Consider the following 15151-nt stretch of genomic DNA (forward strand, 5'->3'; position numbering starts at 1 on the left):
TATCATGCACCTTTTTAGAGTTGAAATAAAATGAAAAGACCCGGTTATCCGAGTCTTTAAGAATCAGGCTGATTTTTTTCCTGGTATATTTCTATGAAACTATCCACTACATCGGGATGGAATTGTGTTCCTTTGCCTCTTCTCAGTTCCTCGAACGCCTCTTCTGCTGTCACCGCTTTTTTGTAGACGCGTTCCGTTGTCATTGCGTCATAGGCATCGACGACGGAGACGATGGCGGCTTCCAGGGATATTTCGTCCCCTTTCAATCCATAAGGGTACCCTTTGCCGTCGTAACGCTCGTGATGCTGTTCAACGATGAATGCGGCATCTTTCAGCCACTCCACTGGATGGGCGCGCATAATGTTAGCCCCGGCTTGGGAATGTAATTTCATAATTTCCCACTCTTCCGGCGTAAGAATTCCAGGCTTATTTAAGATTTCGAGGGGGATTGCGAGTTTACCGATATCATGGAAGTGAGCACCCCATCGCAACAATTTCAGTCTGCATTTCGGTTGGTCCATCCGCTTCCATACTTCAATGGCATATTGCCTGATCCTGTCGCAATGGTGATACGTATAGCCGTCCACAAGCGCGACTGCATCAATTTCGGTTTGCAAAGTTTGGGTTTCATAAAATAATTGTTCATAGAAGTCCGCATCCATTTTCATAAGGATTTCCGCGTCGGATGTTCCGTAAAACGTGACGACCTTGTCGTAACAGGAAGCGTCCAGCGTTTCTCCGATATGCATTTTTGTGCGCGTTCCACGGTATTCAATATCGACTTGACCATCCAGCAGCGTGTACGTTTCGACAATTGTGTTCTCAGGGTTATATTGGGCGCAGAATGAGCCTCCTTCATTCAATGAAAAAAGGGCTTCCGCAACGTTATTCCATCGCCCCAAATACGTGATTTGTCCTGACGTCAACCGTAATACGGGGGACAGGACATCTACTTGTCGGGGTGTGTCGTTTCGAGTGGTTCCCATAGGCATCCTCCGTCAGGCAGGTTTCGACTTTCTCCGCATGTTTCCTCCATTATAACGGACAAAGCCGGGAACTTCCATAGTTATTTTTGAATAAATAGAATATACTTTCTTTTATATTTCTTGCCTCAGCGCTTGAATGACGTCAATTTTTGTTGCTTTACGAGCCGGGCGCCAGCCAGAGATCATGGCAACTGTAATGCTTATTGCGGATGCGATGATGACAAGCTGCCAAGGAATGATGGAAAACGTGATATCCAAGCTTGCAATCTCCTCTTCCCCGAGTGCAGCTGAAACGATGATCGGCAATACCATATTGGCAAGGAAACTGACGCCGTAAGAGATGATGACTGCGATGATTGTTCCTACTATACCGATCCAAGCACTTTCCATGAGGAACAGTCTTTGGATCAGTTTCGGGCTTGCCCCGATCGCTTTCATGACGCCGATTTCCCGCGTCCGTTCCGTGACGGCCATTGTCATCGTGTTAAAGATTCCGATGGAGGCAATTAAGATTGCAATCGTGCCGACGAAGACGAGGCCAGCTTTGAATGCGAGGAAGAAGACGTCGAGCTGTTCGAGCTGATCAGCAATCGAGTAAACGGAATACCCTTCGTCTTTGAGCGCGTTGCTGACAGCTGTGACGTTCTCCAGATTATCTGCATACACATTAACGTTTCCGTAGAATAATTCGCTGTTCTCATCATCAACGTGGCTAGTGAAAATTCGGTCCAAGTCAGGCATGATGGCTGCATCCGCATATATATTGAAATCCATGATCCAATCCTTCGCCGGCTCTTTCGCGACGCCGACAATGGTCAATGTTGTTTCTTCCGGAAACAGTTCCTTTTCTTCATACAATCCCATTTTGTATGTAAACTGTTTGCCGATTAAAGATCCTTTATATGTTGAAGGCTCCGCTTCCTCGACTGTATTCGGTTCGATCAGATTTTCTGCAAAGTGGCTGCCGACAACAACTTCATATTCATTTTCCGGCAAGCGTCCTTCTTGTAAGGCGAAGCCCACTTTCGCTTCCTCTTGGAATTCGGTAACCGTCATATTATGGCTGCCGATGAATCCATCCAGTTCAGATTGCTGATTGATGCTCACAGATTGGCGGAAGACGACCGCTTTCACATGTTCACGTTTTTTCAGTTCCTCCACTTTGGCTTGGCCCATTTCACTTGAGTACACTTCAATCTCGTTCACCAACCGGTTATCAAGTATTTCATTCCGTAACGTATCGTGGATGCCGAATCCAACGGAAGCAAGCACGATTAAAAATGCTGTCCCCATCGTTGCAGCGAGGATTGTCATGAAGACGCGCAGTTTGTTCTTTTTAATATGTTGTCGGACGAAATCGATTTGATCGTTAAATTGCATGTCCGACACCCCCTTCCGTTAATTCACCGTCGTGCATCTTATAAACACGATCCGCGGTTTCCGCCACTGTGTCGTCATGTGTGATGATGATGAATGTGATGCCGCGGGTTTTGTTGAGCGATTGGATGAGCAGCAGGATGTCTTGCTCGGTCTCTGAGTCAAGGCTCCCAGTTGGCTCATCCGCAAAGATGATCGGCGGATCGGTGATGAGCGCACGCGCGATGCTCACCCGTTGCTGCTGACCTCCCGATAATTCATTTGGATAATGGTCTTGCACCTCTGCCAGGCTGACGAGCTGAAGAAGCTGTTGGACTTTTTCCCGACGGTCCTTTTTGGCCACGCCAGCGAGTTTGAGCGGCAGCTCCACATTTTCGAATGCCGTGAGACCAGGCATGAGCTGGAAATTTTGAAAGATGAAGCCGAAATGGTCAAGACGAAACTTCGCGCTCTCTGCTTCACTGAAAGCGGATGTCCGGACGTCACCGATTTGAATGATGCCGGCATCCGGTTTAAGGAATCCCGCCAATATATGAAGAAGCGTCGACTTCCCTGACCCGCTTCGTCCGACAATCGAAACGATCTCTCCCTCATTAATTGCGAAGGACAGCCCTTTAAGTACGGGCACTTGCCGCTCCTTGCCTTTCTTGCCGATTTTGAATGAATGTGTTAATTCTTGAACCTGAATCATGATTTCCCCTCCAACGTAGTAACTGTTTCTCATTGTAGGGGAAGAATCTTAAGGGGGAGTGAGGAGAAAAATGAAGAAATTCTTAAGATGTGGGTGGGCGTGTATGGCTATCAGGCGGTTTGTAGCCAGGTTCAGGCGGTTATTGTTGAGTTTCAGGCGGTTGGCACCCAACTTCAGGCGGTCATCACTCCTGTTCAGGCGGTTCCCCTCCAACTTCAGGCGTCTGCTGCTTATTTCAGGCGGTTGACGGGAGTCTTCAGTTGGCAAAAATTTTGCAACCATGAAAAATAACGCCTTTCCGAGGCGTTATTTTTGATAATAATATGCATTCCTCATTCGTCCTTTCATGACAAGACACGAATTTTTCAAATGCCTTTTAGCGACATCCGGATCATTGAGACACGAGAAATTTCTAAATTCCCTATTTGTAATTTTACTATCAAGTAACATGAACCATTCTTCAATTAGCCTTCTATGTGAATAAGATGCCTTGTATAAGCATTTCTCACAAATCCATTTTCTTTGCAGCCATGTCATCCCACGATACTTGCAATACGGACAAATAACTCCTGGTAAAACGTCAGCAGCTTCCATCTTAATAGTTTTTACAAGTGGAAAAGGGTTATATTCATGATGCTCTCTTCTAATTTCGTTCGCTAAATTATGTATTTCATGCTGTTGCAGGATTTCATTTTCAAGTTTTGTTTTATATAAAAGGATTGGAATATCATGCGTAAATACGACTTGTCTATCTGGCGAGTCTGGAATCGTTAACTCATTTGTATATGCGAGTGCGACGACCCCTTTTATCGGAATATATACACCCCTTGCTTCAAGCCACTTTTGCAAAAAGATCTCCTTTCTTTCAAGCTCGGTAATTGGGCTTTGAATAATTTTCCTTTCTACATTTTCGTGAATGAATTGAGTGGGATTTGTTTTTACTATTATTCTCCCGGCCAAGTTCTTAATCTCAAATATAATGACAAAGGCTGGAGTTATCAGTAAAGAGTCCATCTGAAAATAAACCCCATTCTGTTTTAGACAGATATCATGCAACAACGCGTATGGATAAGATGGTCTAAACTCCCTGATGTGCCTATCAAAGTTTCCCTCTCCACTAAAACCGGCAGCTCTTTTTCTTATCTCCTCTTGGATGTCTAGGAATTTATCATGTGTAGATGGGAGCCTTTCAATTAGGGCTTGTAATCCGACTAGCTTTAAGGGTGCAGATCGTTCTTTATATAGCAACTTGTTCATCACCTCAAAACAATTGTATCAGCGTAACAAAATATTGCAAAATGTACAAAAATCAATTTTCATGGGATAATGTCACTTTTTATATCCATCATAATTCAATAAAAAGCTTAGGTATAGGCTTTGTGAAAACTGTAAAAATTGAATTCAGCAGTTTTCATAACTTATTTGCGTTAGCAAAGAAAGGGCTGTGAATGAAACAGACTATTCCAAGAGTGAACGTTAGTATTCAGGCGGTTCGATGCTGAGTTCAGGCGGTCGCAGAAGGAGTTCAGGCGGTTTGCCGCTTGCTTCAGGCGGTCACAGACGGAGTTCAGGCGGTTTTCCACTTAATTCAGGCGGTCGCAGACGGAGTTCAGGCGGTTTGTAGCCAGGTTCAGGCGGTCGCAGAGCATATAAAAACACCCAAACCCCATGAGCGGTTTGGGTGCCGATTACTTATTCTTCATCAACAGTTTTCGATTTAACTGCAGTTGGCTTCGTTGAACGAAGCTCATCTGTCAGGTTGTCGATGCTAGGACGAAGATTGTTTTTACCAACGTAGCTTTCCATCATTTCTTTTACATCGATGCCTGAAGAGGCTTTCAATGTTTCTTGCAGAGTGGACATCAGGTTCGTTGCGTATGATGTCACTTTATTGGCACCGCCGCCTTCACCACTGCCTGTGTCAACAACAGTGATTTTGTCGATGTTCGAAAGCGGGCTTGCAATTTGCTTCGCGTATTCAGGAATCATCTTAACAATCATGTCAAGCACAGCTGCCTGGCCGTATTGTTCGAATGCTTCCGCGATTTTGCGTTTCGCTTCTGCTTCCGCAAGACCTTTCAGGCGGATAACATCAGCTTCGGATTCACCTTGCGCACGCTGAGCGTCGGCCTTTGCCAATCCGTCAAGACGGATTTTTTCTGCTTCTGCAGCTGCACGCGCTTCAATGCTGTACTTTTCTGCCTCCGCTTCTGCCATTTGTCGGGATTTGGCCGCGGCTGCATTTTGCTCGATTGCGTAACGATCCGCATCGGCTTTTTTCTTAACCTCTGAGTCATATTGCTTCTCACGGCGCAGGATCTCTTTCTCTTCCAACTCAATCTGCTTTTGACGCTCGATGATTTTGACCTGCATCTCTTGCTCTGTAACTTCCTGCTTCGCACGTGCGGATTCCAATTCATACGCTTGGTCAGCGCGCGCTTTCGCAACATCTTGTTCGCGGCGGTAGTCAGCGATTTTCAACTGGTTTTCCTTCTCTGCTTCCGCAATTTCAGTCGCACGCTCGATTTCCGCTTTTTGGGCTTCCTTCGATGCTTCAGCATTCTTGATGCGCGTTTCTTTTTCAGCTTCCATTGTGGCAATATCGGCATCGCGTTTCACTTGGGCGATACGCGGTTTACCGAGTGAATCTAAGTAGCCGTTTTTATCGCGGACATCTTTAATTGTGAATGAAACGATGACAAGCCCCATTTTAGCCAAATCCTGTGAAGCGACACGTTGCACTTCCTGGGAGAACTTATCACGATTCTTATAAATCTCTTCGACTGTCATGGATCCTAGAATGGAACGTAAATGTCCCTCGAGGACTTCCTTCGCTTCATTTTCGCGGTCGGCTTTCGCTTTTCCTAAAAACTGCTCCGCTGCCGTCGCGATTTCAGTAATCGATCCACCGATCTTAATGATTGCTGTTCCGTCCGCCATGACGGGAACCCCTTGTTCCGTATACACTTCAGGCGTCGTCACTTCCAGTTTGCTTGAGAGCAAGCTGAGCGGTTCCGCTTGTTGGAACACAGGGAAGACGAATGCTCCCCCGCCACGGATGATTTTGATCCGGTTGCCCGAGTCATCCGTATGTACGTTTTTCGATCCTAAATAACTACCCGTGACGATCAGCGCTTCATCCGGTCCGACTGTCTTGTACTTTGAAATGTACACAAGGATGACAGCGAGCAAAATGAACACGACAATCCCAATGACAATAAACATTCCTGAAATTCCTGGCATTCTGTTTCCCCCTTAATTAATTGGTTTTGATTTGATCATTTGAAGCGGAAAGGCTCATATTCCTTTACGATGAACGTCCCTTCCTTCACTTCGATGACCAACACTTCTTTTCCGTAGTCGATCGCTTTGTTTTCATACCCCGCAGCCCTTTTCGAAATGATGCCATTCACCGTTTCGATAATGATTTCGCCAAAACCGTCAACCGGTACCGGAACGATGACTTTGCCGACTTGGCCTGTGAGTGATTCATCGGTATAAGCAAGCGATACTTCCGCGGATTTCAAAGGAAGGAGCACGAAGAAATATAGAAGGAAGTCTAATGCGGTCGCTGCCCCAAGCGCAATGATCAAGATCAGCAAATGGTTCCATTCTGTCGTCAACTCCAAAATATAACCGACTGCTGATGTAAATGAAATGAATGCAAGAATGACTGCGGGATCCAAAATCGGACTCGCATCGCCAATCCCTTCTGCAATGTCACTGAATAGAATGTACAGCACGGTCGCTAATCCTGCGATTATGAGCACGGTCAAATAGACATGGATGACCGGCATTCCTAACACTTCCATCCTCTCACCTCGCCTTCTCCTATTTGAATTCTACTATACATACGGTCGACCGATAATAAAGTTTCAAGATTCCTGGAAATAAATTTCGATTCTTTCAACATCTGAATACAACCTATTCGCCACTAAAAATGAAATCAGCTCGTATATCTGTACTTATTTTTATAGTTTTTTGCTATGATAAGACTACTAAAAATTGATTCCGGAAACGGATGGAGGCTTAAAAATGTTCAGTCCACGTAAAACCGATCCTTTTTTCGCAGCTCTTTTGGAGATTGCTGAGCATGTTCAAGAAGCGATGCACTATGCGAATGACTTTAAAGTGACGTCGGTTGCAGATTTAAAAGAAGTAAGCATTAAGTTGAAAGAATATGAGACTGAAGGGGATGATTTGATTCACGACCTTATCTCAAAGCTCAACATTTCTTTCATGACACCGATTGAACGGGAAGATATTTTACAATTGGCAATCAAGATGGACGATATCCTCGACGGAATCGAACATTTCGCGGCGAATCTTGAAATGTTCTCGCTGACGGAAATCGATGAATATGTCCAGAAGTTCATGGATAATATCGTGAAAAGCTCCGATGAAATCGTCAAGGCGATGGAATTGCTTGCGAAGAAGAAACTTGTCCAGATGCGGGATCACGCTGTTTTGATCAAAGAATATGAGCGTATTTGCGATGAAGTCCTTCGCACATCGATCAAGCAGCTGTTTATCCGTGAAAAGAATCCGATCCGTATCATTCAATTCAAGGATATTTATGAGTTGCTGGAAGACATTGCGGATCATTGCCAAGACGTTGCGAACACACTTGAAACAATCATCATGCGAAACGCGTAAGGGGCAGCTTTTATGGACATGATATTGTTTCTCACGATAGCTATTGTAGTTTTTGCGCTCGCATTCGATTTCATAAATGGCTTCCACGATACGGCAAATGCCATTGCGACTTCAGTATCGACACGCGCATTGAAACCGCGGACAGCCATCTATATGGCTGCAATTATGAATTTCATCGGTGCATTGACGTTTACAGGCGTCGCCAAGACCATTTCCAAAGATATTGTCGATCCTTTCATGTTGGAAAAAGGATCACTTGTCATATTGGCTGCCCTTACTGCAGCGATTGCGTGGAATTTAATCACTTGGTATTACGGGATTCCTTCGAGTTCATCGCATGCGTTGATCGGTTCGATCGCAGGTGCCGCCATTTCAGCGGCTGGGTTCGGGGTTTTGAATTACGGTGGGTTTGTCAAAATCATGCAAGCACTGCTCATTTCCCCGTTCATCGCAATTGCGGCCGGGTTCCTCATGATGACGCTTTTTAAGGTTTTATTGAAGAACCGGAATTTGTTCAAGGCGAATAAACGGATCCGTTATTTGCAAATTGGTACCGCGGCCCTACAAGCATTCACACACGGAACGAACGATGCCCAGAAGGCAATGGGGATCATTACAATGGCATTGATTGCCGCACAATTGCAGACAGGCGACGATATCCAGCTTTGGGTTCGGATTGCTGCTGCCACTGCAATGGGGCTTGGGACATCCATCGGCGGATATAAAATCATTAAGACTGTCGGTGGAAAGATCATGAAAATCCGTCCAGTGAACGGAGCAGCAGCCGATTTGAGCTCCGCCATGATTATTTTCGGCGCGACGCTCATCCATTTGCCTGTCAGCACGACTCATGTCATCTCATCCGCAATCATGGGAGTCGGCTCGGCGCAACGTGTTAAAGGCGTCAAATGGGGAGTTGCGAAAAAAATTGTCCTCACATGGGTGATTACAATGCCCATTTCTGCCGCTCTTGCCGCCATTGTGTACCAAATTTTGAATTTATTATTCTAATACAAAACTTTTCACTTGCATTGCCAAATGGCCTCTGGTATGATAAAGGAGAATTATTTTTGTTCGGCGCGATGGTCACGATTTAACGCTTGACCGCTTCAAGACTTGAGCAAGGATAGTAACACAATGTATGCTTTGCATACAAGGAGGAAACAAACATGGAACAAGGTAAAGTGAAATGGTTTAACGCAGAAAAAGGTTATGGCTTCATCGAACGTGAAGATGGCGACGATGTATTCGTACACTTCTCAGCTATCCAAGGTGATGGCTTCAAAACTCTTGAAGAAGGCCAAGACGTGACTTTCGAAATCGAACAAGGTCAACGCGGACTTCAAGCAACTAACGTTGAAAAAAACTAATTTGAATTAACCCTTCAAAACCACTTCCTTCGGGGAGTGGTTTTTTTCGTATTTACTCCTTGATTGTGCATGTGCTTTGGATGCGCAGCGGTTGGCTTTAGACGCGATTCTCCTAAACTATTCCTTCAAAAAAGACATTCCCATCCAATTTCGTTATGATAAGGGAACAGATAGAACGATTGGGGAGGACGATGGTATGCGCACACTTGCGCTTTTTGTTACGAAGTATTATAAAACGATCATGATAGCCTGGATTGCACTTTTCATTGCCATGGCCATTTTTGCAATCCGCTTGCCTGGGCTGCTCGCGGGTGACGGCTTCAGGATGGATGGAGAACATGAACAAGTGATGAAAATCGCTTCTGAGAAATTCGATTTACCAGCAGAAACGATGTTTGTCGTTTTCGATAAAGTAAATGATGCAACGATTGCGTCCACTTTGACTGAAATTGAGAAGTTGGATCTTGCTTCCGAAGTTGTTTCTCCTTTGGATAACGAAGAGCAATATACGAAGGATGTCTCCTATGCATTGCTTCACTTTGAAAAGAACGGCAAGGATATGTCCAAAGTCGTTACAGATATCCGGAAAGCGATCGGTGAAGAGAAAGGCATTGTCCTAACAGGCCAATCTGCCATTACGAAAGACATCAATAGCGCGAGCCAACGCGATTTGATGAAGGCGGAGGCGATCGGCTTGCCAATCGCAATCATCGTCCTTCTTTTTGCATTCGGTTCACTCATGGCTTCGATGGTTCCGTTGATCGTCGGTGTTGCGACAGTCGTATCGACGTTCGGCGTGCTGGCTTTAGTTGGTGGACAGATGGAGTTGGCTATTTTTGTATTGAATATCGTTCCGATGCTCGGGCTCGCTTTGAGCATCGACTTTTCACTTCTGTTCATTAGCCGATATCGGGAGGAGCGATTGAAGAGCGATGTGTTGGAAGCTGTTGCGACAACGATCCGCACGGCGGGCCGCTCTGTCATTTTCTCGGCCTTTTGTGTGTTCATCGGTCTCGGTGCGATGTTCATTATTAAAGTTGAGATCTTCCAAAACATTGCGCTCGGCGGAATGATTGTCGTCGGTATGGCGGTGCTCAGTTCAGTTACGTTGCTTCCAGCGATTTTAATAATGCTCGGCGACCGTTTGAATAAAGGCCGCGTTCTGAAAGTGAAGGAAAATGGTTCAGACCGATGGAGGCAGTTCGCCAATGCCGTTATCAAACGGCCCATTCTTATTACAATTGTGGCGCTTATTTTACTAGGCATAGCAATAATTCCAGTGAAAAATATGGATTTGACGATTCCACAGATCGATTCATTGCCGGCTTCATATGATACGCGAGCTTCGTACGAATTGATGGATGACACGTTTGGGCTTGGCAAGCGGTCGAATGTGTACTTGATCGCGGAACGGGATGGCGGTTGGTCCGATGTGGATGGCTTGGATGCAATGAAAGCATTGGAAGGCGATTTGGCAGATGATCCATTGGTCGACGAATTGACTACAATTTTCACTGCTAGCGGAGTTGGTTCTCCTGAAGAATGGGAGCAAGCGATGCAAGTACCTGAAATGAAGGCCCAGCTTGAACCGCTTCTTGATTCATTCGTTAAGAATAATCAATTATTGATTCCTGTTACGCTTCAGGCGAAAGGCACGTCCGACGAAGCGCAGCAATGGGCGCGAGATTGGTCGGAGCAATCGGAATGGAATCTGTTGGTGGGTGGTCAACCGAAGTTCAATCAGGAAATCTTTGATGAGATTTTCGGCAATATCGTGTCTGTGCTAACGATTATCCTAGTGTCGACGTTCATCATTCTCATGATTGCGTTCCGCTCGGTGCTTATTCCGTTGAAGGCAATTTTGATGAACATCGTCGGGCTCTCCGCAACGTTCGGGATCCTCGTCTATATATTCCAATACGGCCATTTCGGAATGCATCCCGGAACAATTGCGCTCATCATTCCGATCCTCGTCTTCAGCCTCGTCTTCGGCTTGAGCATGGACTATGAAGTGTTCCTCATATCGCGGATGCAGGAGGAATACGCGAAGACGTTCGATAACGATCATTCGACAGTCGAAGGGCTTGCGACGACAAGCAAGATCATTACATCCGCTGCATTGATCATGATTGTATTGACAGGTGCATTCGCGTTCACTGACGTCATGCCGGTGAAGCAGATCGGAGTCGGCATCGCGATAGCGGTCGCAATTGATGCAACGATCATCCGCTTGCTGCTTGTTCCAAGTTTAATGAAATTATTTGGCAAGTGGAATTGGTGGATGCCGTTTAGGAAAGGTGAATACAAAGCTGGGAATTGGCATTAACTCCATGACAATAGAAAAACTGCCTGGACAACGAATTTTTCCGTTCGTCCAGGCAGCTTTTATTTTTCATCAATAATCTCAACTTGTGGGCCTTCCTGCCGTTCTTTATCAAACTCTGCTGTCATCGCAAAATAGATGATTGCAACGATTGCAAGGACAAAGACGACGAGCCCGATGACGAGCGTTCTTCCCTTCATTTGGCGTCACCCCTTGCTAAGCTTGAATTTCTCCTCTTTCAAATAGTCGACGGCTTCCTGATAATCGCCGAAGCCCTCTTCCAGATTGGCGCCATGGTAAATATTGAAATAGCCTTCTTCTCCAAGCAACGTCAGCTTCTGGCCTTCCTCATTCACCCACACTTCTTCAATCGATTCCTCTTCTTCAGCCTCTTCGGTTGAAAGTGCACGGATGGCGTCGCGGATCGTTTTTTTCAATTCTTCTTCCGTCGCTTCACGAATGTTGACGAGCCCCCGGTCATCCGTCTCGTAACCCGGGACCCCTTCTACGTACACAAATCCATTCCCGTTCGGATGAAGATGCTGTACGACGACTGTTTTTTCATAAAGACTATCTTCATAATGGTAATTGAGCCGCTTCATCGACACTTCTTTCCGCGTCAGTTCAGGGAATGTCTCAATGATTTGCTGTTTTTGTTCGAATGTTAGCATGTTTTGGCCACTCTTTCTTTGTCAAATGTCTTTTCAGTATACCATCATTCATCCCTCACCGTTAGACCGAGCGCACGCGCAAAGCCGAGCGCCTGCTCCGTCGAAACGATGCATCCCGCAATCTTCGGCACTGTCACTTCTATGCGCTCGTATGTATTGTTGGATAAATCCACGCCATCCAAATCGGTTTCCGAGAAATTCACATCATCAAGCTTGCACTTTTCAAATCGGACCTGTTTGAAATCGCATTCGTAAAAATCGCTATCCTCTAAGTTGCACTCCGCGAACTCGACTTCCTTCATTTTAGAAAAATTGAAGTTCGCATAGCGGGCATCACATTCCTTCATGAGGAGATGTCCTATATTGGAATTGGCCATATCTGTACCCGTCAGCTTGGAAGCAACGATTTCGCATCGGTGGAACATGACATTTTCCATTTGGACGTTTGAGAAATCACATGTTTGGAATAAAACATCGACGAATTCTGCGCCTCTCCAATCACTGTTCGCAAATGACATGTCTTTGAACACGCAATTATCGAACACGAGGCGCTCCCCATCTGCACCTGGCATTATACCGCCTTCAAATCTCACTTTTTCAATGAACCCGTCCCGACTCCATATATCCGAAGGCCTCAACAGCTCATGTTCCATCGACAATTTCGGTTTCACCCGCTTGTCCTTTTTAATCGCCATGCAATCCCTCCTATCGCGTCTTCCATTCAATAATTATGACGAGCAGTATGACAACTATGAACGCCAACAAATAAAACCAATTTGGAATCGAACTAATCCCGCTGAACATCTACCCTCTCCCCTTTCGAGCGATCTACAAATCTGTTTATCACCGTTTACATTGAGCTTATCTCCGTTTATGGACCGTTTATCACCGCTTAGACTGGGTTTATCACCGCTCGCAACGACTTTATCACCACTTAGCCGCTTTCCCCCGATCGCCGCACGCCCGAAATCACCCGTAAATCAATCGTAATCTCTTTCATTCCCGTCGCAACCACTTCAGCAACCTGCTCTTCACTCGCATTCCAAGTGAGCGGCGTCATGCGAATCAATGGCGCGAGCAGCCCATCCGGCAGCGCAAACGTATATGTCACCCGTTCCGTCTCGACTGCATCGAACTGTTCAGAGAACCTTGCTACCGGGTCAGCCTCTTCTTTCTGCTGCTTCCCTTCGTAAAAGACGTCCCGCAACTCCTGCAAGTACCCGCTTTCCGGCACGACTTTCACCAACACGCCGCCGGATTTCAGCAACCGGTTAAACTCCGCGTAATTCGCCGGTGATAAGATGTTCAAAATCGCATCGATGCGAGCATCCGCAAACGGCATGGCAGCCAAGTCCGCCACACTCCATATGATTCCCGGATAGGCCTTCGAAGCTGCCGCAATGCCTTCCTTTGCCAAATCGATACCTATGCCGACACTCCCAGTCCGCAACCTAGAATGAACCGCCTGCAAATGGGTCCCTTCTCCGCAGCCCGCATCCAATACGACAGGACAATCAGATCCCGCAAATTGATTATCCAAACGGGAAATGATAGTTTCGAGGACAGGCTCGAAAAACCCGCTACTCATGACAGCAGTCCTCGCTTCAAACAGAGATTTATCATATTTCGTCGCATGAGCTTGCGGCGCTAAGTTGACATATCCGCTTTTTGCCAAGTCAAATGAGTGCATGGTCCGGCAGATGAGTCGGGAATGCTCCTCTATTTCCATCTCAGCAGAACAGATTGGGCATATGAATAGCTGTATATTGTTCTCCATCACTAGCGCGCTTTGCATTTTCTTCGTCATTTTCATTTCCTGTACTCCGATCCAATAGTGTTCTACCAGTATACCGCCTTTCCGCTTGGACTCAAACTCTCAAAGTGTCCAACTGTATCTATCGCACCTTCAGCGGGTACAATACTAGAAAGGAGGCGATTTCCGTGAAGCGGATTTTTCTATTCATCATTTTCATAGTTGCACTTTATCTCGCAAAACCTTTATGGGAAGAGCCCGTTTCTAAATACATCGACCTTTCCTTCCTGAATCCTGTTGATGAAAAGGTTGAAAACATAGTAGGAAAAGAACCGGTCACTTCCACCATGAACTCCATCCTTAACGCTGCCGATAAATTATTCCTTTATATATCTTCGAAGTCATCAGAAGTAGAACAGCTTATTCCTGACAAAGTGGCTAAACCGAAATTGGGCAAACCTGATCAGTCCGCAATGTCCATCCATAATATCGAGCTAGGTGCTACCGAGGATCAAGTAAAGGCAGAACTTGGCGAGCCCAAAAGCTATTCATTGAATGAATACGGCACCGAGTGGTTCACATACCATGAAGATTACCAGAATTTCGTTATGATTTCCTTCGATGAAAATTCGAAAGTGAATGCCATTTACACGAATGATGACCTCATTTCCTCGAAAGCAGGAATCCGGTACGGCACACCGAAAGCTGATGTCCGGAAAGCCTATGGCGAGCCGTTGAAAGAGATCCGGAAAGGCTTGAATATCTATGTCCTGCAGGAAAACGAGGGAATGGATCTCTTTAGAGCCGGGGATGTCTATATATATGTGTTTTACGATCTTCATCAGAATGAAACCGTGACAGCCGTCCAGCTCATCACTACCGCGTTAGAACAAAGAAAATCAGGGATGTACGCAGGCGGAGATGTATCGTTGCGCAACGGGTTCGAGCAGCAATTATTCGATTTAACGAACGCCGCCCGTGTCCGGCACGGCCGCTCAATATTGCAATGGAATGAGAGTATCGCTGAAACAGCGCGCAAGCATAGCCGCGATATGGCGATCAAAGACTATTTCAGCCATGAAAACTTGGAGGGGCTTTCGCCTTTCGATCGGATGAAAGAGGATGATATCAAATTCCGCAGGGCTGGTGAAAATTTGGCGTATGGGCAATCGAGCAGCATTTTCGCTCATGAGGGATTGATGAATTCCTTAGGGCATCGGGAGAATATATTAATTAAAGACTATAGCCACCTCGGCATCGGGGTCGCTTTCAACGAGAAGTCGCAGCCGTATTACACGGAGAACTTTTTCCTGCAATGAACTCT

General features: G+C 45.9%; 16 protein-coding genes. 6 read left to right on the top strand and 10 right to left on the bottom strand.

Annotation, left to right across the window (positions count from 1 at the left end; all coding sequences use genetic code 11):
• Window positions 1-56 precede the first annotated feature (56 nt).
• From M3152_RS11850 to M3152_RS11860, 3 genes are all read right to left on the bottom strand, one after another.
• Window positions 57-986: an HD-GYP domain-containing protein gene (locus tag M3152_RS11850; RefSeq protein WP_251695412.1), complete on the bottom strand. Its 930-nt coding sequence runs from the start codon at window positions 984-986 to the stop codon at window positions 57-59.
• 111 nt (window positions 987-1097) lie between these two features.
• Entirely contained in the window at window positions 1098-2366 is a 1269-nt protein-coding gene (locus M3152_RS11855; RefSeq protein ID WP_251695413.1) for an ABC transporter permease, read from the bottom strand.
• The gene (locus M3152_RS11860) at window positions 2356-3054 is read right to left on the bottom strand and encodes an ABC transporter ATP-binding protein (RefSeq protein ID WP_251695414.1); all 699 of its coding nucleotides are present in this window, start codon (window positions 3052-3054) and stop codon (window positions 2356-2358) included. Before M3152_RS11860 ends, M3152_RS11855 begins: the two co-directional genes overlap by 11 nt.
• Between M3152_RS11860 and M3152_RS11865 the strand changes: the two genes are divergently transcribed.
• On the top strand, window positions 3040-3345 hold the full coding sequence (locus M3152_RS11865) for a hypothetical protein (protein WP_251695415.1): 306 nt from the start codon (window positions 3040-3042) through the stop codon (window positions 3343-3345). The genes M3152_RS11860 and M3152_RS11865 overlap by 15 nt on opposite strands.
• Window positions 3346-3360: 15 nt before the next feature.
• Here the strand turns inward: M3152_RS11865 and M3152_RS11870 are convergent, their stop codons facing one another.
• The 3 genes from M3152_RS11870 to M3152_RS11880 all read right to left on the bottom strand — a co-directional run bounded on the left by M3152_RS11870 (window position 3361) and on the right by M3152_RS11880 (window position 6866).
• Complete coding sequence (locus tag M3152_RS11870; RefSeq protein ID WP_251695416.1) at window positions 3361-4302, bottom strand: nuclease-related domain-containing protein; 942 nt, start codon at window positions 4300-4302, stop codon at window positions 3361-3363.
• 444 nt (window positions 4303-4746) lie between these two features.
• Window positions 4747-6297, bottom strand: a complete 1551-nt coding sequence (locus M3152_RS11875; protein ID WP_251695417.1) for a flotillin family protein — start codon at window positions 6295-6297, stop codon at window positions 4747-4749.
• A gap of 35 nt (window positions 6298-6332) precedes the next feature.
• Entirely contained in the window at window positions 6333-6866 is a 534-nt protein-coding gene (locus M3152_RS11880) for a hypothetical protein (RefSeq protein WP_251695418.1), read from the bottom strand.
• A 223-nt stretch (window positions 6867-7089) separates the two neighbouring features.
• Here M3152_RS11880 and M3152_RS11885 point away from each other — a divergent pair, with 223 nt between their 5' ends.
• From M3152_RS11885 to M3152_RS11900, 4 genes are all read left to right on the top strand, one after another.
• Entirely contained in the window at window positions 7090-7710 is a 621-nt protein-coding gene (locus tag M3152_RS11885; protein WP_251695419.1) for a DUF47 domain-containing protein, read from the top strand.
• Window positions 7711-7722: 12 nt separating this feature from the next.
• Window positions 7723-8721, top strand: coding sequence for an inorganic phosphate transporter (locus M3152_RS11890; RefSeq protein WP_251695420.1), 999 nt, complete (start codon window positions 7723-7725; stop codon window positions 8719-8721).
• 158 nt (window positions 8722-8879) lie between these two features.
• Entirely contained in the window at window positions 8880-9080 is a 201-nt protein-coding gene (locus tag M3152_RS11895; RefSeq protein ID WP_060205704.1) for a cold-shock protein, read from the top strand.
• Window positions 9081-9276: 196 nt separating this feature from the next.
• Window positions 9277-11406, top strand: coding sequence for an MMPL family transporter (locus M3152_RS11900; RefSeq protein ID WP_251695421.1), 2130 nt, complete (start codon window positions 9277-9279; stop codon window positions 11404-11406).
• 59 nt (window positions 11407-11465) lie between these two features.
• Here the strand turns inward: M3152_RS11900 and M3152_RS11905 are convergent, their stop codons facing one another.
• The 4 genes from M3152_RS11905 to M3152_RS11920 form a co-directional block, all read right to left on the bottom strand.
• Window positions 11466-11603 carry a hypothetical protein gene (locus M3152_RS11905; protein ID WP_251695422.1) on the bottom strand — a complete coding sequence of 46 codons (138 nt, stop codon included), beginning with the start codon at window positions 11601-11603 and terminating at the stop codon, window positions 11466-11468.
• Between the two features lie 6 nt (window positions 11604-11609).
• Complete coding sequence (locus M3152_RS11910; RefSeq protein WP_251695423.1) at window positions 11610-12074, bottom strand: hypothetical protein; 465 nt, start codon at window positions 12072-12074, stop codon at window positions 11610-11612.
• 44 nt (window positions 12075-12118) lie between these two features.
• Complete coding sequence (locus M3152_RS11915) at window positions 12119-12769, bottom strand: pentapeptide repeat-containing protein (protein WP_251695424.1); 651 nt, start codon at window positions 12767-12769, stop codon at window positions 12119-12121.
• A 239-nt stretch (window positions 12770-13008) separates the two neighbouring features.
• Window positions 13009-13887 carry a putative RNA methyltransferase gene (locus M3152_RS11920; RefSeq protein WP_251695425.1) on the bottom strand — a complete coding sequence of 293 codons (879 nt, stop codon included), beginning with the start codon at window positions 13885-13887 and terminating at the stop codon, window positions 13009-13011.
• A gap of 128 nt (window positions 13888-14015) precedes the next feature.
• Here M3152_RS11920 and M3152_RS11925 point away from each other — a divergent pair, with 128 nt between their 5' ends.
• Window positions 14016-15146: a CAP-associated domain-containing protein gene (locus M3152_RS11925; protein ID WP_251695426.1), complete on the top strand. Its 1131-nt coding sequence runs from the start codon at window positions 14016-14018 to the stop codon at window positions 15144-15146.
• Window positions 15147-15151 lie beyond the last annotated feature (5 nt).

It is taken from the genome of Sporosarcina luteola, from assembly GCF_023715245.1.
GTDB lineage: Bacteria > Bacillota > Bacilli > Bacillales_A > Planococcaceae > Sporosarcina > Sporosarcina luteola_C.